Annotated in this window: 21 protein-coding genes and 1 pseudogene; 9 read left to right on the top strand and 13 right to left on the bottom strand. The window is 73.2% G+C overall.

All coding sequences use genetic code 11. From position 1 onward, the window contains the following. Positions 1-199: 199 nt before the first annotated feature. Positions 200-322, bottom strand: coding sequence for a hypothetical protein (locus PUR61_RS03630; protein ID WP_329875520.1), 123 nt, complete (start codon positions 320-322; stop codon positions 200-202). A 137-nt stretch (positions 323-459) separates the two neighbouring features. Between PUR61_RS03630 and PUR61_RS03635 the strand changes: the two genes are divergently transcribed. Beyond that, entirely contained in the window at positions 460-1,677 is a 1,218-nt protein-coding gene (locus tag PUR61_RS03635) for a S8 family peptidase (protein ID WP_329875522.1), read from the top strand. Positions 1,678-1,927: 250 nt separating this feature from the next. Here PUR61_RS03635 and PUR61_RS03640 read toward each other — a convergent pair whose 3' ends face one another. From PUR61_RS03640 to PUR61_RS03665, 6 genes are all read right to left on the bottom strand, one after another. Beyond that, positions 1,928-3,118 (bottom strand): glycosyltransferase family 4 protein, encoded by a 1,191-nt coding sequence (locus PUR61_RS03640; protein WP_329875524.1) that lies wholly within the window; start codon positions 3,116-3,118, stop codon positions 1,928-1,930. Between the two features lie 6 nt (positions 3,119-3,124). Next, complete coding sequence (locus PUR61_RS03645; RefSeq protein ID WP_329875526.1) at positions 3,125-4,090, bottom strand: phytanoyl-CoA dioxygenase family protein; 966 nt, start codon at positions 4,088-4,090, stop codon at positions 3,125-3,127. A 167-nt stretch (positions 4,091-4,257) separates the two neighbouring features. Then, positions 4,258-4,992, bottom strand: coding sequence for a class I SAM-dependent DNA methyltransferase (locus PUR61_RS03650; protein ID WP_329875528.1), 735 nt, complete (start codon positions 4,990-4,992; stop codon positions 4,258-4,260). A 49-nt stretch (positions 4,993-5,041) separates the two neighbouring features. Further along, positions 5,042-6,271, bottom strand: coding sequence for a YcaO-like family protein (locus PUR61_RS03655; RefSeq protein WP_329875530.1), 1,230 nt, complete (start codon positions 6,269-6,271; stop codon positions 5,042-5,044). After that, positions 6,268-7,344, bottom strand: coding sequence for an aKG-HExxH-type peptide beta-hydroxylase (locus tag PUR61_RS03660; protein ID WP_329875532.1), 1,077 nt, complete (start codon positions 7,342-7,344; stop codon positions 6,268-6,270). Before PUR61_RS03660 ends, PUR61_RS03655 begins: the two co-directional genes overlap by 4 nt. Before the next feature lie 114 nt (positions 7,345-7,458). Beyond that, a complete protein-coding gene (locus tag PUR61_RS03665; RefSeq protein ID WP_329875535.1) occupies positions 7,459-7,593 on the bottom strand; it encodes a hypothetical protein in 135 nt (44 codons plus the stop codon). Positions 7,594-7,846: 253 nt separating this feature from the next. Here PUR61_RS03665 and PUR61_RS03670 point away from each other — a divergent pair, with 253 nt between their 5' ends. Together PUR61_RS03670 and PUR61_RS03675 are read left to right on the top strand one after the other, a co-directional pair. Further along, the gene (locus tag PUR61_RS03670; protein WP_329875537.1) at positions 7,847-9,340 is read left to right on the top strand and encodes a N,N-dimethylformamidase beta subunit family domain-containing protein; all 1,494 of its coding nucleotides are present in this window, start codon (positions 7,847-7,849) and stop codon (positions 9,338-9,340) included. A gap of 530 nt (positions 9,341-9,870) precedes the next feature. Beyond that, complete coding sequence (locus PUR61_RS03675; protein WP_329875538.1) at positions 9,871-10,338, top strand: DoxX family protein; 468 nt, start codon at positions 9,871-9,873, stop codon at positions 10,336-10,338. Between the two features lie 88 nt (positions 10,339-10,426). Here the strand turns inward: PUR61_RS03675 and phnE are convergent, their stop codons facing one another. Genes phnE through PUR61_RS03690 form a run of 3 tightly spaced genes read right to left on the bottom strand, consistent with a single transcriptional unit; the run spans position 10,427 to position 12,872 of the window. After that, positions 10,427-11,239, bottom strand: a complete 813-nt coding sequence (gene phnE, locus PUR61_RS03680; RefSeq protein WP_329875540.1) for a phosphonate ABC transporter, permease protein PhnE — start codon at positions 11,237-11,239, stop codon at positions 10,427-10,429. A 5-nt stretch (positions 11,240-11,244) separates the two neighbouring features. Continuing rightward, a complete protein-coding gene (locus tag PUR61_RS03685) occupies positions 11,245-11,958 on the bottom strand; it encodes a phosphonate ABC transporter ATP-binding protein (protein ID WP_329875542.1) in 714 nt (237 codons plus the stop codon). Beyond that, on the bottom strand, positions 11,958-12,872 hold the full coding sequence (locus PUR61_RS03690) for a phosphate/phosphite/phosphonate ABC transporter substrate-binding protein (protein WP_329875544.1): 915 nt from the start codon (positions 12,870-12,872) through the stop codon (positions 11,958-11,960). The genes PUR61_RS03685 and PUR61_RS03690 overlap by 1 nt, the downstream gene beginning before the upstream one ends. Before the next feature lie 407 nt (positions 12,873-13,279). On the opposite strand from PUR61_RS03690, the gene PUR61_RS03695 reads away from it, so the two are divergent. After that, positions 13,280-15,352: an alkaline phosphatase D family protein gene (locus PUR61_RS03695; protein ID WP_329875546.1), complete on the top strand. Its 2,073-nt coding sequence runs from the start codon at positions 13,280-13,282 to the stop codon at positions 15,350-15,352. Positions 15,353-15,487: 135 nt separating this feature from the next. Further along, positions 15,488-16,561: a zinc-binding dehydrogenase gene (locus PUR61_RS03700; protein ID WP_329875547.1), complete on the top strand. Its 1,074-nt coding sequence runs from the start codon at positions 15,488-15,490 to the stop codon at positions 16,559-16,561. A gap of 31 nt (positions 16,562-16,592) precedes the next feature. Here the strand turns inward: PUR61_RS03700 and PUR61_RS03705 are convergent, their stop codons facing one another. After that, positions 16,593-17,321: a GntR family transcriptional regulator gene (locus PUR61_RS03705; protein ID WP_329875549.1), complete on the bottom strand. Its 729-nt coding sequence runs from the start codon at positions 17,319-17,321 to the stop codon at positions 16,593-16,595. Between the two features lie 337 nt (positions 17,322-17,658). On the opposite strand from PUR61_RS03705, the gene PUR61_RS03710 reads away from it, so the two are divergent. Then, on the top strand, positions 17,659-18,369 hold the full coding sequence (locus tag PUR61_RS03710; RefSeq protein ID WP_329875551.1) for an HAD family hydrolase: 711 nt from the start codon (positions 17,659-17,661) through the stop codon (positions 18,367-18,369). Positions 18,370-18,601: 232 nt separating this feature from the next. Here the strand turns inward: PUR61_RS03710 and PUR61_RS03715 are convergent, their stop codons facing one another. Continuing rightward, positions 18,602-19,126: a GNAT family N-acetyltransferase gene (locus PUR61_RS03715; protein WP_329875553.1), complete on the bottom strand. Its 525-nt coding sequence runs from the start codon at positions 19,124-19,126 to the stop codon at positions 18,602-18,604. Positions 19,127-19,871: 745 nt separating this feature from the next. Here PUR61_RS03715 and PUR61_RS03720 point away from each other — a divergent pair. The 3 genes from PUR61_RS03720 (at position 19,872) to PUR61_RS03730 (ending at position 22,403) form a co-directional block, all read left to right on the top strand. Next, positions 19,872-21,107, top strand: a complete 1,236-nt coding sequence (locus PUR61_RS03720) for a helix-turn-helix domain-containing protein (protein WP_329875555.1) — start codon at positions 19,872-19,874, stop codon at positions 21,105-21,107. 396 nt (positions 21,108-21,503) lie between these two features. After that, on the top strand, positions 21,504-21,794 hold the full coding sequence (locus tag PUR61_RS03725; RefSeq protein WP_329875557.1) for a hypothetical protein: 291 nt from the start codon (positions 21,504-21,506) through the stop codon (positions 21,792-21,794). A 39-nt stretch (positions 21,795-21,833) separates the two neighbouring features. After that, positions 21,834-22,403, top strand: coding sequence for an ATP-binding protein (locus PUR61_RS03730; protein ID WP_329875559.1), 570 nt, complete (start codon positions 21,834-21,836; stop codon positions 22,401-22,403). Positions 22,404-22,926: 523 nt separating this feature from the next. Here the strand turns inward: PUR61_RS03730 and PUR61_RS03735 are convergent. Next, positions 22,927-23,394 (bottom strand): annotated as a pseudogene (locus PUR61_RS03735) (hypothetical protein); the annotation flags it as partial.

Here is a 23,394-nt window from a genome sequence, read left to right on the forward strand (position 1 = left end):
CACGTGCAGGCCCGGCCGGGCCGGGGCGCGCAACGGCAGCGCCGGTACCACCAGCGATCATCGTCGTCACGATCAACCGAGGCGCGGCCCAGGTGATCCGAGCTCCGCCGGGACGGCGACCACCGGATAGCCTGCCGGCGCGCCGCCGTCCTCACCTGGGCCGGGAGCGTCCCCTGCCGCCTGCCAGGTGCGGAGGCCGTCAGCTGGTGCGGAGCCGGTGGCCGGGCGGGCCACGGCGGACGATGGCGGGCGCGTCCGTCGCGCCCGTGTGGTCCAGCACCGCGCCGCAGCTCCCGGTGAGGTCGGTCGTCGCCGTGCCCACGTCCGCCCCCTTCACTCCCACGGGTTGTCCGTAAACCAGCACCGGCAGGTCGCGGCGGGCAGCGGAACCCCCACGTTCGATGATGCGGGGTGCCCGGGTCGTCCGGCCCGGCGAGCCGACCCGCTCGGAGCGATACCGTGCCACTCCCCCTGTACCGGAGCGCGGCGGCCCTGCTGCTCCTCTCAGCCGTCACCGCCCCCGCCGCACACGCTGCGCGACCACCCGCCGACGCCGTCGGCGTCGAGCGCTCCACCACAGCCGTTCCCGGGCAGTACATCGTCACTCTCAAGCACGGCCGCGACCCCGGCGAGGTCCTTCGGGCCCTCGGCATCACCCCCAGGTTCACCTACACCGCCGCGTTGAACGGCTTCGCCGCCGTCCTCTCCCCGCCCCTGTTGCGGGCCGTACGGGCCAGCCCCGCCGTTGAGGCCGTGGAGGAGAACGCCGCCGTAGGGGTCCCCGTCCCGTCCCCCGAAGCCGGCAACGACGCCGACGACGAGGCGGGGCGACTCGATCGCGCCACCCGAATTCCGGCCGCGACCTGGGGTCTGGACCGCATCGACCAGCGGACCCTGCCGTTGGACGGGCGGTTCACCACCCACGGCCGCGGCGCCGGCGCCACCGCCTACATCCTCGACACCGGAATCGACTACGACCACCCCGAATTCGGCGGCCGCGCCGCCGCTGGCTTCGACGCCGTCGGCGACGGCAGGAACGGTCTCGACTGCCACGGCCACGGCACCCATGTCGCGGGCACCGTCGCCGGCCGCACCTACGGCGTCGCCCCCGCCGCCCGCCTCGTCTCGGTACGCATCGTGGACTGCACCGGCAACGGCGACACCGCCCAGATGATCGCCGGCCTCGACTGGGTCGCCCGCGACGCCCGGCTCCCCGCCGTCCTCAACGCCTCCGTCGGCGAGGAGCGTTCCACGGCCCTCAACAACGCCGCTACGGCCGTTTCGGATCGCGGTGTGCTGCCGGTCGTCTCCGCCGGCAACGACGGTACCGACGCCTGCACCGCCTCCCCCGCCTCGGCGAAGCGGGTCGTCACCGTGGCCGCCACCGACCGCCAGGACCGACAGAGCGGCTTCTCCAACCGAGGCCCCTGCGTCACCCTCCACGCACCCGGCCAGGCCATCGAGTCCGCCCGGTCCGGCGGCGGCAGCTCCACCCGCAGCGGCACATCCATGGCCGCTCCCCACGTCACCGGCACCGCCGCCCTCTACACCGCCGAGCACCCGGACGCGGACCCCGCCGAGACCTCCGCCTTCCTCCGACGGACCGCCACCGAGAACGTCCTGACCGATCTAGGCGCGGACACTCCCAACCTCCTGCTGTTCACCGGCGCCCTGTAGCCCGACCGTCCGGCCGGGCGGCATTGCCCGCCGCCCGGCCGGACGGCGACGGGAGCAACCCACGTGCGGGCACGGCTTGTTGGACGCCGCGCCAAGGCGCCCCGGTCGGTGGAGTCGGTCCGCGGTGGCGACCTTGAGGACGCCGAGGACGCCGGGGACGCCGGGGCGCGCGGCGCGGGGCGTTGGTCGATCCGTCCGGGTCGGCGGTGCCGCGAAACCCCTGGCGACCGGCAAGGCACCCAGGGCGCGCTCAAGTCGAGGGCATCGCCGACCGCCCCGGGTTCGGTCTCCGCGGGCGGCCTGCACGGTCCGCAGCCGGCTGGAGGTCCAGACCGGCGAGGACCTGGTCGGCCCGGTGTCGCCAGGTGTACCGGTCGAGGACCTGGCGGCGCCCCCGGTCGCCGAGGGACGCGCGCAGCGCGGGGTCGGCGAGGAGCGTGGTGAGCGCCTGCTCCCAGGCGGCGGGCTCGTCCGGTGGGCGGAGCAGGCAGTTGACGCCGTCCTGGAGGACCTCGCGCAGGACGGGGAGGTCGGAGGCGATGACGGCGCGTCCGTGGGCGAGGTACTCGAAGAGCTTCAAGGGGGACGCCCATCGGCCGGTCTCCGCGAGTGCTCCGGCGGTGTAGACCTTCCTCCGGTAGGGCGCGAGGACCACGTCGAAGAGCGGGAAGTAGGCGGGGACCGCGCCGGGCGGGACGTGTCCGTGGAAGTGCACGTTGGTGAGTCGGCAGGGCCGCTCCCAGCGCGCCCGGTCCTCGGGGGTGCCGCCGACGAGGTGGAAGTCCACCGCGGGGAGCCGTCCGGCGAGGTCCAGGATCAGGTCGATACCGCGGCCCTCGTAGAGGTGGCCGACGTACCCGACCCTGGGTGCGCCGGGACGGCCCGGCAGCCGTGGCGCCGGTGCGGGGGACGTGAGGGTGGTGGGCGGGTCGGCGCAGTCGGGTGCGACGAGGAGCGGAGCGGTGTCCCGGGCCGCGTGGGCGCGGCGGAAGTCATCGGCGAGGGCGTGGGTGATGACGACGATCCGGACGAGGTCGGGCCGTTCGAGCAGTTCCTGCTCGGCCCGGCGCAGGTCCGGCTCGTCCCGGAGGAGGTGGGTCTCGTAGACGAGCGGGGCGAGGGCGGGTGCCTGGCCGAGGCTGTGGACGTCGCGGCCGTAGATCAGGTCGGGGGCGGGGCCTCGGAGCAGCAACTCGGAGACCTCTGCCGCGCGATCCCGGTATCCGGCCGCCCCGCCGTCGGCGGCGGGGACGGTGCGCACGGGGAACCGGTGGCGGGTGCCGTAGTAGGAGTGGGGGTCGCCGGCCGGGTACGAGCCGGGCAGCGCGTACAGGGTGACGTCGTGCCCGGCCTCGGTGAAGGCGTCGCACATCCGCATGACGTGGATGCCGTTGGCGTAGACGGAGGGGATGCTGCCGCCGTGCAGGTAGGCGATACGCATGGGCGGCTACTCCTCGGAGGACGCGGGCGGCTGGGGGAGCTCGTACGCGGGCGGGCGCCGCAGGGCGGTGCGCAGCAGGTGTCTGGCGTAGCCGGTGGTGGCCCGGGAGCGCAGCGACGCGAGTGCGGGCAGGCGTCCGCGGAGCAGGCGCGGGTCGTGGTACGGGATCCAGCCGCTGCCCTGCGGGTTGAAGCGCGGTGCGCCGACGCTGATCCGTTTGGTGATGATGTAGCGGGTCTCGTCGGTGGTGTTGGTCTCGGAGCCGTGGACGTGGTCGCCGGCGAAGACCAGGATGTCGCCGGGGTCGAGGCTGACCCGGACGGGGATGCCGCGGTCCTGGTCGGCGGCGAGGCGGAAGCCGGTCCGGCGTACCGGGGCGCGGTAGAGGTCGGGGTAGATCAGCAGGCCGTTGCCGGGCCGGACCCGGCCGAGGGCCATCCACAGGTTGACGGAGTTCAGGGCCGTGTTGAACCACGAGTCGACGTGGAGGGCGTGGGGCACCATGAAGCCTGCGAGCGGGTCGAGTTCGGTGCGGCCGGCGACGGCGGTGTGTGGCAGCATCAGGCGCACCCCCAGGTGGTGGCTCACGTAGACCCGGGGGCCGTCGGGGTCGGCCTTCGCGGCGAAGGCCAGGGCCGCGTCGGCGGCGAGGGGCCGCAGGCTCGCCTCCAGGCCGGTGCGGAAGGCCGTGGCCTGTTCGACGGTCGCGATGGTGTGCAGTGCCTCGATGCCGGCGCGTCCGACGGTGGTGCAGGCGTCGGCGGGAAGATGGTCGGCGGCGGTGCGGGCGGTGGCGCGGAGCAGTGGTTCCAGCGCGTCGAGGTGGTGCAGGCCGTGCTTGACGACGACGAGCCGGCCCTCGTCGACGACCTGGCGCAGGGGCACGCCGAGGCTGTCGGGGCCGGGGTGCAGCTCCAGGATCTCGTGGTGTCCGGTGGTGGCGTGCCCGGTCCTGCGGGCTGGTGTGGGCATGGGAAGCCTCCCGTACGTCCGAGGGGTCGGTCGGACCGGTGCCACCGCATCCGGTCGTGCCACGGGTGGTTCCGGCGCGGGCCCGCCGAACCGGTGCGGTGGCGGGCCGGTTGCGGCCCGGTGCGGTGACGGGCCGGGTGGTCGCGGGTGGGCCGTGCTCGGCCGGGTCAGGCCGGGCGTTCGTAGACGGAGACGTGATAGGTGCTGGCGGAGGTGTACGCTCCGCCCCTCCAGTCGCCGTAGCGGTCCCGTAGGCGCAGGCCGGCCATGGTGGCCATCAGGTCGAGTTCGCCGGTGGCCGCGTACCGGAAGGAGACCGGTACATGGTGCACGGTTCCGCCTTCGTGGACCAGATAGTGCGAGGTGTACTGCTGGGTGGCGCGGTTGATCCGGCGCGTCCGTACCGTGACCCCGCCGGGGATCGGAAGGGAGGCGACAGCGGCCTCGGGGGCGGCCAGGGCTTCCGGGACATGGGCGTCGAGGACGAAGAGGCCGTCGGGACCGAGCCGGGCCGCGGTGTTCGCGAAGCAGCGGATCTGGGCTTCCTGGGTGGGCAGTTCGAAGAACGTTCCGTTGACCACGTAGACCAGGGCGAACTCGCCGTCGACGGGGACGTGGCTGAAGTCGCCCGTGGTCACGGGAATCGCGTGCCCACCGGGCTTGGACCGGAGACGGTCGGTCATCGCCGGGGTGCCCTCGATGCCGTGGACGTCCAGGCCGCGTCGGGCCAGTGGTACGGCGATCCGGCCGGTGCCGGAGCCCAGTTCGAGCACCGGCCCGGCGCCGGCGGACTCGGCGAGGTCGGCCAGGAGCGCGACGGTGCTGTCGGTGACGTACGAGGGGAACCAGTCGTCGTAGTGGGCCGCGAAGGCGGCGGCATAGTAGGGGTCCTGGTCGGCCACGGGTGGACGGCCCTCCTGATCACGGCGGTGCGGTGCGGACGTCGGGGTGTCAGCCGAAGGGGTGCGGGTGGTCGGCGCGGCCCCGCCCGGTGGTGACGGGCGGGCGGGCGGGCAGGGGCCGGGCTCCCGGGGCGACGACGCGGACCACGTGCAGTCCCGCCTCCTCGGCCAGCGGCGTCGGCGTCGGAACGACGACCAGGTCCTCGCCGGTGTGTGCGGAGAGCAGCGCCGCCGGGCCGGTGGTCGCGGTGACCGGTGGCCGGGGGGCGGCCGGGCCGGGGTCGGTGAGCCAGAGGCCGAGGCTGTCCTGTCGGTGGTAGGTCCAGAGCGCATGCTGGAGCGCCGTGCCCGGGCTGGTCCTGCCGGCCCACTGCGCCCAGGTGCGCCGGGCCACCTCGGTCCCCATGCTCCACCGGACCATCAGGGCCTCGTACGCCGCCTTCTCGGCCAGCGCCGGAACCTGCCCGGCGGGCCCGCAGCGGGCCCCGAACGCCTGCCCGGTCCGGTCCGGGCGGTGCACACAGACCACCACGCAGGCGGCACCGGCGGGAGCCGGCAGGAGGAAGGCCACGGCTTCGACCCCGAGGAGGGCGAGTGCGCTGCGCATCACCGGCTCGGGCTGCCACGACACGGTGGTGGGAGACACGCTGCCGTCGCCGTACCAGCTGCGGCGGATCAGGTCGCGCTCCAGGATCTCCCACTGGGCATGCGCTTCGGCCGACGCCTCGTCGGGGTGCGCCGCCAGGCCGGTGGATCCCGCGCCGAGGGCCGCCCGGCAGCCCGGCGGGGGCCGGTGGCGCAGGTACACGGCAGCGGCGGGGACGAGCACCTCACGGCCGGTCGACTGCCATCGGCCGACCGCCCAGAGCCCGGGGGCGTCCCGCAGGTCGTCGGACACCCCGGAGGCGCCGACCAGCAGCGCGGGATCGACGGCCGGCCGTCCAGCGCGGCGCAGTTCCCCATGGGTGGCGACCACCGTCCGCGCGGTCTCGGCCGTGCGCCCGGCGACGATGTTGGCCATCCGCTCGACCAGTTCGCTCCTGGCCCGCCGGGCACTGTCCTGCGGGTGGGCACCGGCCGCACTGCCGATGACGACGTCGTCGCCGTCGCGGCCGGGACCGGGACCAGTGCCGGTGCCGTCGGGGACGGTGCGGTCGGGGCCGGTGAACAGGGCCGAGCGGGCGGCGGCACGGGCGAACACGATGCCCGGCGCCTCGGGGAACGGCCGGAACACCTCGGCCGGCCACGGATGGGCGGCCGGCTGCGCCGTTTCCCTCACCTCGACGCCCCTGCCAGGGCCTGCGCCTGCGCCAGGACGCTCCGGCCGGCTTCCGTCAGCGAGGACCGGTGCGCTTCCAGCGTCGCGGCGGCGCTCCTGACGTCGCCGAGGTGGTGGGTGTGCCGGGCGCGCAGCACCTGCGGATCGGCCACAGGCCCGGGGTGCCCGCCGGGCCCCGGGTCTCGGGCGAGGAGCCGGCCGAACAGCGACGCGCTGCGAGCGAGGACGACGAGTTGGTGGAACAGACCGCCGAGGGGGCGGGGATCGGCACGCAGCGGAGTCGGTACGGGGGCGAGCGAGTCGACGGCGCGGTGCCACGGGGGTGTGGTGACGAGTGCGGCGTTGAAGCGCTGGTGCGTGCCTTCGTGCACCAGGGCCTCGGCCAGGTGCAGCGGGGCGGGCAGGCCGTCCGGCTCGTCCGTCAGTCGTTGCCCGCTGAGGAACACGGCCCCGTGCACGGTGAAGTCGGTGAACCCGTCGAGTGCCGGTCCGCCCAGCACGACGATCTGCCGCACCGTGCAGGTGAGTTCGGCGAGCATCGCGGGCCAGGCGCCGTCCAGGAGGCGGGCCGCCGCGGCGAAGACCTCGCGTTCGGTGCCCGTCCACGCGCGGGCGCGGCTCGTCGGCGGCGATTCCCCAGCGGCGGGCGGGCCCGGCACGCCGGCCAGGGCGCGGGTGACCGCCCGGTCCACGTGCGGCTGGGGACCGGCGAGTTCGACGGCCCAGGCAGGCCGGACCGGCGTGCCGTCCACCACGCGCCCGTTGTCCAGGATGAGCCCGCTCCGGTCCCAGCCGGCCGCCGTTCGGGCCGCGGTCACGGCCACGGCCACGGCCGCGTCCAGCCGGTCGGTGAGCTCGGCTCGGCGCTCCGCGGTGAGCGGCCCGAGGCGCAGTGCGCGCTGGGCGTCGTGGGCGACCTCGACCACGGCCGGGTGGATCAGGTCGTCGGTCGTCGGCCCGGGCGGACGCGCCCCGGGCGCCACCAGCGCGGCGCGGTGCAGCGCGCCGCGGACGAGGCGGGCAACCTCGCGCTGGTCGCGGGCCGCCGCCGCCGCGTCGGGTTCGATGTCCACGTACGCGCTCCTCTGCTGCCGCCGGTGGGCGAATCGTCGGGTGGGACGACGGGGTCCGACCCCGCTGTGGCACGCGGCGGTCCGATGTCCGCCGCGTGCGTCACACCCGGGAGGTCACTCGCCCGGAAGGTCGATCAGCAGCGGCAGTTCCGGCAGTTCCTCGGTGGCGACCGGCTCGATGTCCTCGTTCATGGCCCAACTCCCCTCGATGTAGTGCCGGAGTCCGCCGAGGGTGACGGTGACGGACACTCGGCCCCATCATCATCCACAGCAATCATTCGACTTCCAAGAGTGACCGTCACTCCTTGACGTGAACAAGCCGAGTCGCCGGCACGGGGTTTGAGGCCCGCCCGACACCCCCACACAGGTCCGTGGGCCGACCGGACGGGAAGTTGCCTCGCGGGGAGGAGATGCCGCAGGTCGGCCGATCCTCGTACGGGCACCGGGCATCGTCCGAATCGCCGCGTTCCGCCCAACAGGCCGAACCCCCAGAATCTGACGGGTGACGACCGATCAGCACCGTGGAACGCCCACGCCTACGCCGCGGGGCGGCCCCGACCCGACCCCGGTGAGCGGCTACCCCGCACGGCCGAGCGTGCGGGCCGGCGACCTGCTGCGCCTGCACGTCTCGACCCGCGCCGACCGGTTCCGCGTCGACTTCTTCCGGTGCGGCGCCGCGACCCGCCACATGGGCGGTTTCAGCGCCCCCGGCAAGGACGCCCCCGACGGGCGCCACGACCAGGACTGGCAGTGGCCGGGCCACGACTTCCCCGTCCCCGCCCACTGGCCCTCGGGCGTGTACATCGCGGTCCTACGGCCCCACGCGGCAGGACCGCCCGACCTGCCAGCGTCCGGTACCGGCGCCGAGGCCCTCGATGCGCGCGACTGCCGGCTGCTGTTCGTGGTGACGGCCGCCGGGTCCGCCAAGGCCCGGATCCTGTACAAGGTGCCCGTCCTCACCTACCACGCCTACAACACCAGCGGCGGCGGAAGCCTCTACGGGTCACCGCAGACCCACGCCCGGGCACCCGGCCACCGCACCGCCACGGTGACGCTGCGCCGTCCCGGTGGCGGAATCGGCGGGCCGGTCAAGGGCCAACCGGACGTCCACGACCCGCGCACCCCCCGCCAGACCTTCGCCCACTGGGACGCCCCGTTCATCGCCTGGCTGGAGAACGCCGGCCTCGCTGCCGACTACTGCACCGACCTCGACCTCCACACGGACCCCCACCTCACGGACGGATACCGGCTGCTGCTCTCCGCAGGCCACGACGAGTACTGGAGCGAGGCCGCACGCCGCCACGTCACCGCCTTCCGTGACCGCGGCGGCAACATCGCGAACTTCGGTGCCAACACCTGCTGGTGGCGCGTCGCGATCTCCGCCGACGGCGCCATGGTCCGGTGCGCCAAACTCCCGCCCGGCGCGTCACCGGGGACCGATGTCGACACCCTGCGCGGCGCCCCCGACCACTGGTGGGAGACCGAACCGGAGAACACCCTGACCGGCGTCAGCTACCGCAACGGCGGCGGTCACTGGGAAGGTGCCCGGAGCCCGCTCGGCTTCACCGTCCAACACACCGAACACCCGGTCTTCGCCGGCACCGGTCTGCGCGACGGCGACGTCCTCGGCGCCGAGCACTCCCTGGTCGGCTACGAGTGCGACGGCGCCGACCTGCACCGCGACGCCACCGGACGAGCCTTCGCGACCGGCAGGGACGGCACCCCGGCCGGCTTCACCGTCCTCGGTGTCGCCGCCCTCCCCACCGATCCGGCCTCCGGTTGGCACACCGCCGCCCGCGAGAACGAGGACCCGCACCGGGCCGCGACGTTCGGCCTCTACACGGCGGGCGGCACCGTCTTCACCGCCGCCACCGTCGACTGGCCACGGCTCCTGCCACTGGACCACCAGGTGCGCACCCTCACCCGGAACGTGGTCGACCTCCTCTCCCGATCGTCCGGAGTGCTCGATCGACCTCGTACGACCGACCACGGGTGAACCTGTCCGTCGCAGTCGCCCACGATCGACGCCGAGCGGCCACGACAAACCCGCCGGCCCTGCCTCTCCGCCACCGCCGGGCCCCGAAGCGCCGTCGTCTGGAAGCAGCCGGCCGACGGCACGGTCGTCAAGGACGGGGGATGCCTACGGGACCGTCATCGGCACCAGCGGCGGCGGCCGGAGTTCAGGGCCGGGGGCGGCCGGCGCCCTTCGGCCCACGGGGCGAGGGACGCGGCGGCCGGTCGTGCGGACGCTGGTCCGGGCGCAGAGCGCGGCGGCGTCGGTGACGGGCCGGCGCCGCTTCCCGGACCGTGTGCGGTCCCGCCCTGCGGCCGCCTCCTTTCGGCGTGTTCTCGGAGATCCCCGTTCCGGGACCTCGGTCCGGGCGGGCGCGGGGCAGGATCGTCCGGCTCGTCCCGGGTGGCGGGGTGGAGGCGGGGGTGGTGCAGTGGGAGACGGGCAGGCGCGGGTGGCGGATCGGCGGGCCCACCGCGCCGGCGTACCGGGATGGTCGCTGGAAGGGGATCCGCGTGGAGCCGTTGATCGCGCTGGTTGTCGGATTCACCGCAGCGCGTCTGGCAGGGCTGCTCGGGGCGGGGGCGTTCGCCGGGTGGCAGCCGGCTCTGCGAGCCGGGCTGGTGGCGATGTTCCTGCTCACCTCGATCGCCCACTTCGCGCCTGGCTTGCGGCCCCAGCTCGTCGACATGGTCCCGCCGTGGATGCCCGGTGCGGATCTCCTCGTCACGGCCACGGGCCTGCTCGAAGCCGCCGGCGCGGTAGGGCTGCTGATCCCGGTGACGGCCCGGTGGGCGGCGGGCGGCCTGATCGCACTCATGATCGCCGTGTTCCCGGCGAACGTCTCGGCCGCCCGCCGGGGCGTCGCCCAAGGAGACCCGCTCGGCCCGCGCACACTGCTCCAGATCGTGTACATCGCCGCAGTCGCAGCCACGCTCGTACGGCCGGCACGACCGCGCGCGTCCGCTCCCCGCTTCACGTGACAGCCACGGCACCACCCGCAGGAGCCACCGTCACCGGTTGACGCACGGCCTGTCGCCGGGGCCGGACGGTGACGAACCCGCACGGCCTTCAGGCCAGCCGGCGGCGGACGGCTGCGGAAAGGCGGTCGACCGCGACGATCAGCACCAGCACCACCAGGATGTGGGTGAGCATCTCGTCGAACCGGAACAGCTTGATCGACTGGTTGATCAGGAACCCGATGCCCCCGGCGCCGACCAGCCCGAGGACCAGCGAGGCGCGGACGTTCACATCCAGTCGGTAGAGCAGCAGTCCGGCCAGCCGGGGCGTGGCGGTCGGCAGCAGGGCGTGCAGGGCGACCTGGACGCGGCCGGCACCCGCCGACCTGAGCGCCTGCGACGGGCCGGGGTCGGCGTCCTCGATCGCCTCGGCCCACAACTTGCCCATGACGCCGACGTTGTGGCAGACCAGCGCGAGGACGCCGGGGAACGGGCCCAGGCCGACAGCGGTGACGAAGACCAGGGCGAAGACCACGTCCGGCACGGAGCGCAGGAAGGACAGCAGCGAGCGCGCCGCCTGGTAGACCGGACCGGACGGGGCGACGTCGCGGGCGGCGAGCAGCGCCAGTGCCAGGGACGGCGGGATCGACAGGGTGGTGCCGAGCAGGCCGATCCACAGGGTGACCAACGCCGCGGACAGGCTCGGCTGCAGGACCGCCCAGTCGAGCCTGGGCGGGAAGGCCTCGCCGAGGAAGTCGGCCATGCCGTGCCAGCCCTCCGCCAGCTCGGAGAGCGACATGTCCGTGGTGTTCCACGCGACCACGTGCGCGGTGACCACGGCGGCGGCCACGATCAGCGCCTTGACCGCGGTGCGGGGGCGCCGGGGGCGGGGCGGGACGGGGAGGCCGCGAACGGCGCTGGACACAGGGGTCATGACAGGCTTTCGGCGAGTGCGGGCTGGTACAGGATGTCGACGTTCTGGTCCGGCGGGCCGTCCAGCAGCACCCGGCCGTCGCTCAGGCCGATGACGCGGTCGGCGTGCCGGGCGGCGAGTGCGGGCTGGTGCAGCACGGCGACGACGGCGAGCCGTTCCCGGTGGGCGAGCTCGGCGAGCAGCGCCAGCACCTGTTCGGACGCTGCCGGGTCGAGGGCGGAGACCGGTTCGTCGGCGAGGATCACCTCGGGGCGCTGGCACAGTGCCCGGGCGACGGCGACGCGCTGCTGCTGGCCGCCGGAGAGCCGGTCGGCCCGGTCGTGGGCGCGGTCGGCGAGGCCGACCCGGTCCAGGCAGGCCATCGCCTCCTCCCGCAGTTCCCGCGGGAACAGGCGGGGGTGGAGCGAGTACCGCAGCGGCAGCCGCCCCAGGGCCCCGGCGCAGACGTTGTCGAGGACGGAGCGCCGGTCCACCAGGTGGATCTGCTGGAAGACCATGGCGAGGGCGAGCGGGTCGCCCGCCCTGCCGTCGATCGTCACCGTGCCCTCCGCCACCGGTTCCAGCCCGGCGGCCGCGCGCAGCAGGGTGGACTTCCCGCAGCCGTTGGCCCCGAGCACGGCGAGGAACTCACCGCGCGGGACGGTGACGTCCACCCCGCGCAGGACCTCCCGCGGGCCGTAGCGCACCGTGATGTCGGAGAGCACCAGCATCAGAGGTCCTTGTCGGTCAGGTTGAGGGCGGCCGCCAGGTCGAACAGCGGCTGGTAGGTGGACTTGTCGACGGCGACCAGGGGCGCCGCGGGCTTGACGGCGAGCAGGGCACCGATCTGCCCGACCTTGTCGCTGGGAAGGTGCAGGAGGGCGTCGGCGACGGCCTTCTTGAACGCGGGGTCGAGGTTGCCGCGGACGGTGATGGGGTCGTTGGGGATGGCGTCCGAGGTCCAGATCTTGCGGAACTTCGCCGGGTCGAAGGTCTTGGACTGGGTGGCGCTGGCGAGCTGCTGGGAGTTGATCTCGGCGGCGTCGACGGTTCCCTTGGCCAGCGCGAGCAGCGACTCGGCGTGGCCGCCGGCGTAGTTGACCTTGACGTCGGAGGTCTTCAGGCCGACGTCGACCAGGGCCTTGCGGGGCAGCGCGTCGCCGGAGGTGGAGCCGACCGAGGACAGGGCGAGCGAGTGCCCGGCGAGGTCCTTGACCTCGCGGACGGCGGAATCGGTCGGCACCCAGATACCGGCGGTGTAACTGGAGACCTTGCCACCGCTGTCACCGAACGAGGCGATGGCCTCGGCACCGGCGCGCTGGCTGGCGAACACGTAGCCGAGCGGGCCGAACATGGCGACGTCGAGCTTGCCGTTCTGCAGGGCGAGCACCTCGGCGGAGTAGTCCTCGGTGATGGTGAGCTGGACGGGGCAGTTGAGCTGTTCGCCGAGAGCGTCGGCCAGGACCTTGGCGGCCGGGGTCAGCTTGGCGGGGTCTTCGAAGGGCTCCACGCCGAAGCGGATCCTGCCACCCGGGCAGGTGGCGGACTTCCCGGCGGCGGAGGTGCCGCCGTCGCCGCCGCAGGCGGTGAGGGAGAGCGCGGCGAGGGCGCCGGTGACGGTGAGGACGAGGGGACGAAGACGCACGGTGAGCTCCGAGGTGAGCAACGGGGGAAGCCGGGAGAAGCCGGGGCGGGGTGCGCGGCCCGGCATCACCGGACGGGGCGCCGCTCTTGGCCGGCACCGGAACGCTGGCAGGTGCGGCGACCCCAGGTCAACTACTTGTTGTGACAAGTCATTTCCTGTTCACTCGCCCGTGACCTCGCGCGGGCTTTGCCCGGCCTGACCACGGGCACCCTGCCGCCCACGCCACCGCCCAGGTCATCGCGCCTGGCTCGGGCGACGCGCGCGGGTCGGCCGAGCAGCCCCGGGTGTCATCGCGGCCTCTCGACACCGAAGCCGGCCAGGTGAACACTGAATGACTTGTAGTGAGAGGTGCTTGTTGGCGCTCCAACTTCGCTGCGACCTTTGCCGTCAAAGGAGGAACACCCCCCATGAGCCCAGACGGAATTCACCGACGGTCCTTGCTGGTCGGCGGCGCAGCCGCCCTCACCACCGCCGTCGCCACCCTTCCCGCCCACGCCGTCCCCACGACCCCAGCCGCCGCCCCCGCGCAGCCGCGTGCCGCGGTGCTGGAGTACAACGACCAGTGGACCCACGCCACGGGCCTGGCCGAACTGCTGCGCCGGGCCGGCTTCACCGTCGTCCCCCTGGACACGACCCGCTCCGCGACCGCCCAGGACGTCGACCTGATCGCCTTCGGCAGCTTCACCAACAACGGCTCCCAGTACCCGGCCTACGTAGCCGCGCAGGCCGCCTCGCTGCGCGACTTCGTGGCCGGCGGTGGCGTGGTCCTCGACCTCGCCCAGTCCGACCAGTTCGGCGCCGCGGTCTCCTACCTGCCGGCCGCACTCGGCGCGGTGCGCACCGACGCCGACTACGACACCGTGCTGCCGATCGTCGCCGACCACCCGCTCGTCGCGGCGCTTCCGAGGAGTTCCGGCAGGGTGTTCACCGGCCGGGCCGCCGGCATCCGGGTCAGCTGGGAGACCGTCGGCTCGTGGCGTGCCATGCGGGTGCTGATGGCGTGCACCGCGGGCGGCGCCAACCCCTGCCTGCTCGAAGGCGCGCACGGCGCGGGCCGGTTCCTGGTGGCCAGTCTGACCGTCGACAAGTGCTTCAACAGCAGCGGCGCCACCGTCCAGCCGGCCGCCGCGGTGCAGGACAGTGTCACCTTCTTCACCGCCCTCGCCGGCTACGTCGCCCTGGTGCGCGCGGGCACCGCTCCCGCCGTCCCGCCCACCCCGATGCCGGCGCAGGCCTCGGTCGGCCCGCTGGTGGGACACGTCGACACCACCACCGCGCGTCTCTGGGCCCGCCCCGGCCTGGACCCCGCGGTCCACCCCGTCTGGCGCTGCACCGTGCGCCGGGCCGACGGCTGGTCGAAGGTCGTCGACGTGCCGATCTCCACCGCCAACGACGACACCCTGCTCGCCGACATCCCCGGCCTCCGGGCGGCCACCCACTACGAGTTCACCATCGCCCCGATCGTCGCGGCCCCCGGCTTCATCCCCCTGACCGGGTCCTTCGCCACCGCACCGGCCGACGGGGCGCCCGCCGTCGTGACCATGGGCCTGGGCTCGTGCGCCCCCTCCACCCCGAACACCGTGTGGACCCGCGTGGTCGAGGAGGGCTGCGACAGCTTCGTGCTGCTCGGCGACACCCCCTACGTCGACTCGGGCAACCTGGCCGTGGCCCGCACCAAGCACCGCGAGTTCCTCGCGCAGCCGGAGATCGCCCAGATGGTCTCCACCATGCCGACCTGGGGCACCTGGGACGACCACGACTTCGGCGGCAACGGCATCAACGGTTCCTTCGCGGGCAAGGTCAACACCCGCACCGCCTTCGTGGACTACCGTGCCAACGCCTCCTTCGGCCACGCCGACGACGGCACCCGCCTGACCACCAGAACGGCCGGCCGGGCCGTCTACACCTCGTTCCGCCGCGGCCCCGTCGAGGTCTTCCTGCTCGATCCCCGCTGGTTCAGCAACACCGGCCCCAGCTGGGCCGACCCCACCAGGACCACGTGCCTGGGCCAGGTTCAGTGGGACTGGCTGCGCGCCTCGCTGCGGGCCAGCACCGCCCCGTTCAAGGCCATCACCTCCGGCATGATCTGGGACGACAAGGGCAACTCGGAGACCGACGACTGGGCCACCTACCAGTACGAGAAGGACGCGATCCTCGACTTCCTCGCCGCCGAGCGGATCCCCGGCTGCTTCCTGGTCAGCGGCGACGTGCACGTCTCCCGCGCGCTGAACTACGGGCCCCGGATCGGCTACGACCTGTGGCAGTTCATCGTGAGCCCACTGCACGGCAGCACCATCGCCAGCCTCAACACCCCGCATCCGGCCCTGGTCGCCAGCGCCGTGGAGCCGTACGTGTTCCTCAAGCTCGTCGCGGACACCACGGTCTCCCCGGCGACGCTCACCGCGACCTGGATCAACCGCGCCGGCCGACGTCTCTTCGAGGTCCACCGCACCGCGACCGAGCTCGGCCATCCGGCCTGATCCCTCTCCACCGAACCCCGGTGTCTCGCACCGCCCGTCGGCGGGCGGTGCGAGACACCGGGGTTCATCTGATCTTCGCCCAACCTGTCATGACAAGTACTTGATGAGTGCGCACTTTCATGACAAGTTCGACGAGTGAACGATTCCACTGACCTGATCCCGGTCCGCCTCGCCCGCTGGGAGGGCGTGGACAAGCCCTTCTCCCTGCTGGACGGCGCCACACCCCGCACCCCCGGCGACGGCGAACTGCTGGTGCGCATCGACCTGGCCACCATCTGCGGCAGCGACCTGCACACGGTCGAGGGCCGCCGCCCCTCGCCCGTACCCGCACTGCTCGGCCACGAGCAGGTGGGCACCGTGGTCGGCGTGGGTGCCGGCGGTGTGCGGTGCGTGGACGGCACGCCGGTCGAGGAGGGGATGCGGGTGGTGTGGTCGGTGGCCGCCTCGTGCGGACGGTGCGAGCGGTGCGAACGCGGCCTGCCGCACAAGTGCCTGAGCCTGCGCAAGTACGGCCACGAGCCGTGGTCCCCGCTCGCCCCGCTGAACGGCGGCTTCGCCACCCACTGCCTGGTGCTGCCCGGCACCGCCGTCGTCGCCGTGCCCGCGGGCCTGCCCGACACGGTCGCCAGCCCCGCCTCCTGCGCCACGGCCACCGTCGCCGCCGCCCTCGCCGCCGCCGGCGAGCCGGCCGGGCAGCGGGTCCTGATCACCGGCGCGGGCATGCTCGGTCTGACCGCCGCGGCGATGGCCGCCGCCGCCGGCGCCCGGGTGAGCGCGGTCGACCCCGATCCCGCGCGGCGCGCCGAGGCGCTGCGGTTCGGCGCGAACGCCGCCTTCGACACCGCCGAGGAGGTCGGTGAGGCCGACGTCGCCCTCGACTTCTCCGGCCGGCCCGCCGCCGTCCAGCGCTGCCTGGACTCGCTCGCCGTCGGCGGCCGGGCCGTGCTGGTCGGCTCCGTCTCGCCCGGCCCCGCCGTAGCCCTCGATCCCGAACGCCTGGTGCGCGGCCTGCACACCGTCATCGGCGTCCACAACTACCGCCCCGACGACCTGGACACCGCCGTCCGCTTCCTGGCGGCCCATCACGAGACCTACCCGTTCGCGTCCCTGGTCGCCGCAGCCCACCCGCTGGAGCGGATCGAGGACGCCGTCGAAGCGGCCCGCACCGGGACCGCGCCGCGCCAGGCGCTCGCCCCGCACTCCCGGTGACCGCGCCCGCCCGGCGGTGCGGCCGGCACACCTAGAGCTGCGCCGAGCGCGCGGAGCGGGTGTTGGTGACCGTCACGTTCGCCACGTCCGGCCGGTAGCGGTCCTCGGACCACTCCACCGGCACCCCCTGGGCGTCCGTGGTGAGCCGCCGCTCGCGCAGCAGGGGCGCGCCCACCTCGACCTCCAGCAGCTGCGCGTCGACCTCGTCGGCGGCGACCGCGTCGAAGGTGTGCCGGGCCGCGGCCAGCTCGACCCCGTTCTCGGTCAACAGCGCGTAGATCGAGCCCGCGTCCAGGTCCGCGCCCAGCAGCGGACGGCCCACCGCCTCGGTGTAGGTCATCCGTTCCAGCATCGCCGGCCGGCCGTCCAGCAGCCGAAGCCGCAGCAACTGCACCACCAGCGCCTCGGCGTCGACCTCCAGTGCCGCCGCGACGGCCGCCTGCGGTCTGCGCAGCGCGATCTCCTGCAACCGCTGCCCCGGGCTGTGCCCGGTCAGCCGGGCCCGGGTGGTGAAGGACAGCAGCGACTCGAACGGCTGGGACGGCACCGCGTCCAGCACCACCGACCGCCGCCCCTGCCCCCCGCTGATCAGCCCCTCCTCCCGGAGGGTCGCCAGCGCCTGGCGCACCGGAGTGCGGGAGGCCGCGAACTCCTCGCACAACTCGGCTTCCGAGGGCAGGAGTTCGCCTACCTTCAACGAGCCGCTCCGGATCCGCTGACGCAGTTGGGCGGCGACGACACCGTGCAGTGATTCCTTCACGGGACCTGACCCTACAGGTGTCATGGACCGCCCTACCCCGCAACCTGTCATGACATCTTTTGACCCGTACCAGATGAACTGCGGAACAGCACTCCACCCGGGCCCGTCGCCACCCAGGCATCGAGGTGATCCAGGTGAACAATCGGCAACTTGTCAGTACAAGTCTTGACCCGCCCTTCCGGCACCTGACACGGTCGGGCACGCAGGCCGATACGGATACCGCGCCGCCGCGCGACGTCAGCAGGGCCCTGCCCACCAGCACCGCGCCCGCCGCGTCGGGCCCCTGCGGCCCTCTCTCCTCCCACTCCCCCCTCGCACGCAAAGGAACAGGACAGCCATGCTCGCGTCCCGACTCTCCGTCCAGCTGGTCTGCCTCGATATGGCCGGCACCACCGTCGAGGACGGCGGCGCCGTCCTCACCGCCTTCCACCGGGCGCTGGACGCCATCGGCATCCCAACGGGCACCGCCGACCACACCGCCGCCGTCGCCTACGCACGGGAGACCATGGGCCGGTCGAAGATCGAGGTCTTCCGTGCCCTGGCCGACGGCGACGAAGCCCGCGCCGACCTCGCCAACCAGGCCTTCGAGACCGCCTACGACGAGGCCCTGGACACCGAGGGCGTCCGCGAGATTCCCGGCGCCGCCGACGCGATCGAGCAGATGCGCTCGGCCGGCCGCCACGTCGTGCTCACCACCGGCTTCTCCCCCGCCACCCGCGACCGCGTCCTCCGCGGACTCGGCTGGCACGACCTCGTCACCCTGGCCCTGTCGCCCGCCGATGCCGGCCGCGGGCGACCGCACCCCGACATGCTGCTCACGGCACTGCTGCGCACCGGTACGGAGTCCGTCCACCACCTGGCCGCCGCCGGCGACACCACCAGCGACCTCCTGGCCGCCCACCGCGCCGGCGCCCGCGTCGCCGCCGCCGTCCGCACCGGCTCGCACGGCGACAGCGACTTCGCCGCCGCCCCCCACACCCACGTCCTGGACAGCGTCACCGACCTGCCCTCCCTGCTCGACGCCCTCGACACGAACGCCGCGCCGTGACCCCGGCCGTCATCGGCCCCGACGACTCCAGCAGCGGGATCCGAGGCCGGGCGACGTACCGGTAGCCGCATCCGATCAGCCGGCGGCGCCGCTCGTGGGGGCCCGGCCCGGTGGCACAGCAGTGGAGGGGTGGAGGGGGCGAGAGATGAGACGAGTGCCTCGCCGGTGATCCACGGCCGCCGGCTCCCGGTCGTCCGGACTCCGGCGGTCGGCTGCTGCGGATTCGGGAGGACTACGTGTGCACGACCAGTTCCTGCAACATGACGGCGTACAGCGGTGCATCCTCGAAGGGACGGTGCTCGCCGACCTTGGTGTACCCCCAGCTCTCATACATCGCCTGGACTCGGGGGTGGGTGGTGTCGACGTAGAGCACCGCGAGGGCCTCGCCGCGGTCGGCGAGGAGGACATCGTGAACGGCCTGCGCGATGCCTTGCTTCCGCCATGCCGGACGCACCATCACCTCGGAGACAGCGAAAGTTCGGGTTCGTTCGGGTGCCGGATCGAGGTGCGGGCGCCACCCTTCGGCCCCGGTCGTCAGGGGTGCGCCGTAGGCGAAGCCGACCGGAGTGCTGTCCTCGTACGCGACGACGCAGGAATACCCGGAGCGTGCGGTCCAGTGATCGACGAACCAGGCGAACCGCTGGACGAACGGATCGTCCGCCTGCGCCTGATAGGCATCGGAGTGGACCTCAAGCAGCACCTGACGGTGGTCTTCCGGCAGGTTGTCGCCGTGGAAGTGGCGGAGGTCTATCGTCATCGCGAGCCTTCCGGGGTACGAACGAAGCTGGTCCACTTTCGAGTATCGCGAGAGGTCGGCGCCAGGGTGATGAACTCTCGGCGGAAGTCGTCCAGGAGGATTCGCAGACGAGACGGCAGCGGATCGTCGCCCATCAGGTCGTAAACGCCGGCAGCGGTCTCGCATGCCTGTCCGATCTCGTTCTGATCAAGTTGGGCCAGAGCAAGGCGAGCGGTTACCAGTCCTCGGTTGTGACGGAAGGCGACGGGCGTGGCGGCGAGCGCCTGGTGCGAAGCACTTTCAGCCCGAGGGAGCCAGCCGCCAGGCCGGCTGGCCAAACTCGGCGACCGCATCGACCGGTCCGCGCTCGCCACGGACCTCGATTGCGCTGACTGGTTCCACATCTCCCACCGCCACCTCACCGACATCGAGCCCGGCCCGGTCCGGCCCGGTCCGGATGCAGGCGCACCCGCCGCACCCGATCCAGGCCGACGTGACCACCGAGGTCCGAGCGCCCGAGGCCGAACGGGCCAAGCTCCGCCGGCTCATCCACCACGTGGCCGTAGAGCAGAAGCGGGAGTGCATCGCCCGAAACCCGGTCGCCCCGCGCCGCCTCGGCGTCGGCCGGCCCTGCTCGCCCGACCCACACAGGCCAGAACGACCTGACGTCACGCACAGATGGCGCCCCCGTCACACCGTAGTGCTCCACAGGGACGCCGTCCGGAGTACCGTCCTGGTCGTCGAGGTCAGAACGGAGAGCCCCAGTATGCCCCTGAACAGTGAGCACATCGGCGCTAGGGTGAGGATCGCCCGAAATGCAGCCGGCCTGACGCAAGTTGAGCTTGCCGACTTCCTCGGACGCGCCGAGTCCTGGGTCGCCAACGTGGAGAGCGGTCGGATGGTTCTCGACCGATACAGCGTGATCACCGCCATCGCCGAGCAATGCGACGTTGACGTGGTCTGGCTGCTCGGTCAGCCGTACCGACTGCAACGCGCAGGGGGAACCCTCGCCCACGTCCCCGCGATCCGTACCGGCATCCGCCGTGCCAGCCTGATCCTGTCGGGCCACCCCGGGCTCATCCCGCAGGGTGCTCCGGTCGAGCTCGCAGAACTGCGCAAGCAGTCCCGGCGGGCCAACGCGGCCCGGCAGGCGGCCAACCTGCCGCATGTCGCCACCCTGCTGCCCCCGCTGATCGAAGACCTGAACACAGCGGTGCTCACCCTCGCAGGGACCCAGCGGAGCGAGGCGTTGAGGCTGCTCGTCGACGCGGCCCGGACGGCCAGGATGTGCCTGAACCAGCTCGGCTACCCTGACTTGGCGTGGTCGGCGGCAGAAGTGGCCGCCGGCGCCGCGACGGCCGTTGACGATCCTCTGATGAGAGCCGCGGTCGCCTGGGACCGGTGCGGTGCGTTGCTGCACCAGGCATCGAACCGGGAGACCATCGCGGTAGCCGAGGCAGCGATGCGGGACCTGGAGCCGCATGCCCGGAGCGGGCCAGGTGAGCAAGCGGCGGTGTCGTTGCGTGGCGCCCTGCACCTGCGGTGCTCGATCGCCCACGCCCGTGCCGGGCAGAGGGAGGACGCGTGGGCCCGGATCGATGCCGCGTTGGAGGACGCGAACCGTCTCGGACCGGGCTGGTACGACCTGGCGAACCACACCGTTTTCGGTCGAGGTGTTGTCGCGGTGCACGCCGCGGAGGCCGGCGTCGAGGTGGACCAGCCGGACCGCGGTCTTCAGCGCGTTCCACAGGTGGACATCACCGAGGTGCCGTCGATGGAACGTCGGACACACTACGCGATCGATCAGGCGCGGGCCATGTACCGGATGGGCCGGGCTGCAGCAGCGGTCGTCAAGTTGAAGGAAGCCGCGACGGCGGCGCCACACTACGTGTACGCGGATCCCATGAGCCGCGCCCTGGTCACGGAGCTTGTCCAGCTCGGAGTTCCATCCCAGGCAGTAGCCCTCTCAGGCCTCATCCACAACATGGAGCTCGTACAGTAACTCCCTTGTCAAATAGAACATATGACGCCCCCTAGAATTTCTAGGGGGCGCGCTGTTCTTTGGCTGTCACTCTCAGAAGGTCACCAGAGTCACGTGCGTGATCACCGTGGGAGAGACTGGCAATGGAGCTGATCAACACCCGCCGGCCGGACGACGCTGCGACGGGCTACTCGACCATCCTGCGCCGTCGGCTACCGACACCGACCCCGGCAGGGCTGTACCTGCGGGAACCCGGCTTGCCCGGTTCCCGGTGCCCACCCGCGCCCCGACAGCCCGGTCTTCTCGGAGCCCCGGCACGTTGTCGACGAGTTGGGGAGCGCCCCCGGCGCGGGCCTCATCGCCTGGACGGCCGGCTTCGACGCTGTGGCCCTCCCTCGCCCTCTCGGCATCGCCGTGATGGTTGCCCTTGACCAGATCGCCCAGGTGCCGTCCATCGTCACCGCCGACCTGGTCGTCATCCTTGTTCTCCCGGCAACCGGCCGGTACGCGAAGGCGGACCGCGACAACATCGAGGTCCGCTCCGGTCCGGACGGCTGGATTGCCCTTCCACCGTCCCACGGTACGCGGTGGGACACCCTGCCCTGGGTTCCCCAGACGAACACACCGACCACCCTGCTGCACGGCGCCGACGTCAGCCGCCGCCTGGAGACGCTCTCGCTCGGCTCACCTGCCGAGCCGGCCCGATGAGCCTCGACACCACGGCCGACCAGGACAGGAACGATGGTCATGCGGATTGATCTCACGATCGCGGCTGAACTTCAGAGCGTCGGCGTGGTCCGGCAGGCTACGACGGACGCCGTCATCGAACTCGGCGCGGTCCTCGACGACGACCAGCTCGGCGACGCGAAGCTCCTCGCCTCCGAGCTGGTCACCAACGCGGTCACCCACGGCAGCCCGGCCGGCGGCGAACTGTGGATCACCTGGACGGCCGACCCCGGCACGCTGAGGGTCTCCGTGACCGACCAGAGCAGCACCCCGCCCTGCCTCCGGACGGCCACCGACGACGACGAGAGCGGCCGCGGCCTGGCCCTCGTCCGCGAGCTGGCCGACCACTTCGGCTGGCACTCCGAACCCGGCGGCGGCAAGACCGTGTGGTTCACGCTGGCGGTGGACCAGGCCGCCGCCGGCCGGCCGCCGACCGCCGGGGTGGAGGACCTGCCCACCGCCGTGGTGACGACCGCCGTGCCACGAGCCCACGGCCTGACCGGCCGGGCCCGACCCCGACCGGCCATCGGCGACGCGATACCCGCCCGCCCCCGCCACACGAGCCCGCGCCGCCCCGCCCCGGCCGCGTAGGCGCCACCCCACCGACTCCCGGGGTCTGCAGCCTCCCACCGTGCTGCACACCCCGGGCTCAACCCCCTTCCCGGACGCCCTCCGGGGAGGGGACGCGGAAGAGCGGCGGGTCCCCCACCGAGCGCGCCCGAGTTCACCGCGCGGGCCTCGCCCGGAACGCCTCCCCGGGAACGCGGCGCGGATTGACCCGAGCCCCCTCCGCGCCGGTCGGTGTAGTCCCAGGTCCCGATCCGCGACCCCGGGGACACGTCCTCTTCTGGTCTCCGACGCCCCGTACGACGACACGGATGGGGACCTTCCGACCTTCCGACCTTCCGACCTGCCCACCTGCCGACCTGCCCACCTGCCGACCTGGCGGGCCGAAGGGCCCCGATGGTCGTCCAGGACCAGGCCGGCGACTGCTGATCGCCCGGGCCCACGATGCGTGATCCGTGGACCCGGGCGGGACGGCGTCACCTGCGGCCGGTGAGCACCATCGGCTGGTAGGTCGACGACTTCGGGGTGGTGCCGGCGCCCACAGCGGTCAACCGGCCGCCCGGCCCGGCCACCACCGCCTGGTAGGACAGGTCGGCTTAGCCGGGCACGGAGAGGTCGAGCGTCTCCCAGCGGCCGTGGGTGAAGCGCAGGCCGAGCGGCCGTGGGTGAAGCGCAGGCCGAGCGGCCGGTCCGGCCCGCCGCTCGTGTCCCAGCCGACGGCGGCCATGCCGCCCGGGACGGCGGTGACCGACCACAGCTTGCCGGCCACGCCCTCCGGGGCGGCCACCGTGCTCCAGGAGCGGCCGTCGCAGTGGGCGACCAGCGGGTGGCCGCGGTCCTGGTCAGTGAGGACGGCCCGGCCCACCACCCATACGTCGTCGGGCCCGTTGGCCGCAACGCTCTGGTACTCGCCGTAGAGGCCGGTGAAGGCGGGGGCGGTGACCCTGGTCCAGTCCCGGCCGTCGTAGTGCAGCAGGACGGGCTGGTCGTCGGGGTAGGCGGTGTTCCCGACCGC

It is taken from the genome of Streptomyces sp. BE20 (assembly GCF_036322525.1).
Taxonomy (GTDB): Bacteria; Actinomycetota; Actinomycetes; order Streptomycetales; family Streptomycetaceae; genus Kitasatospora.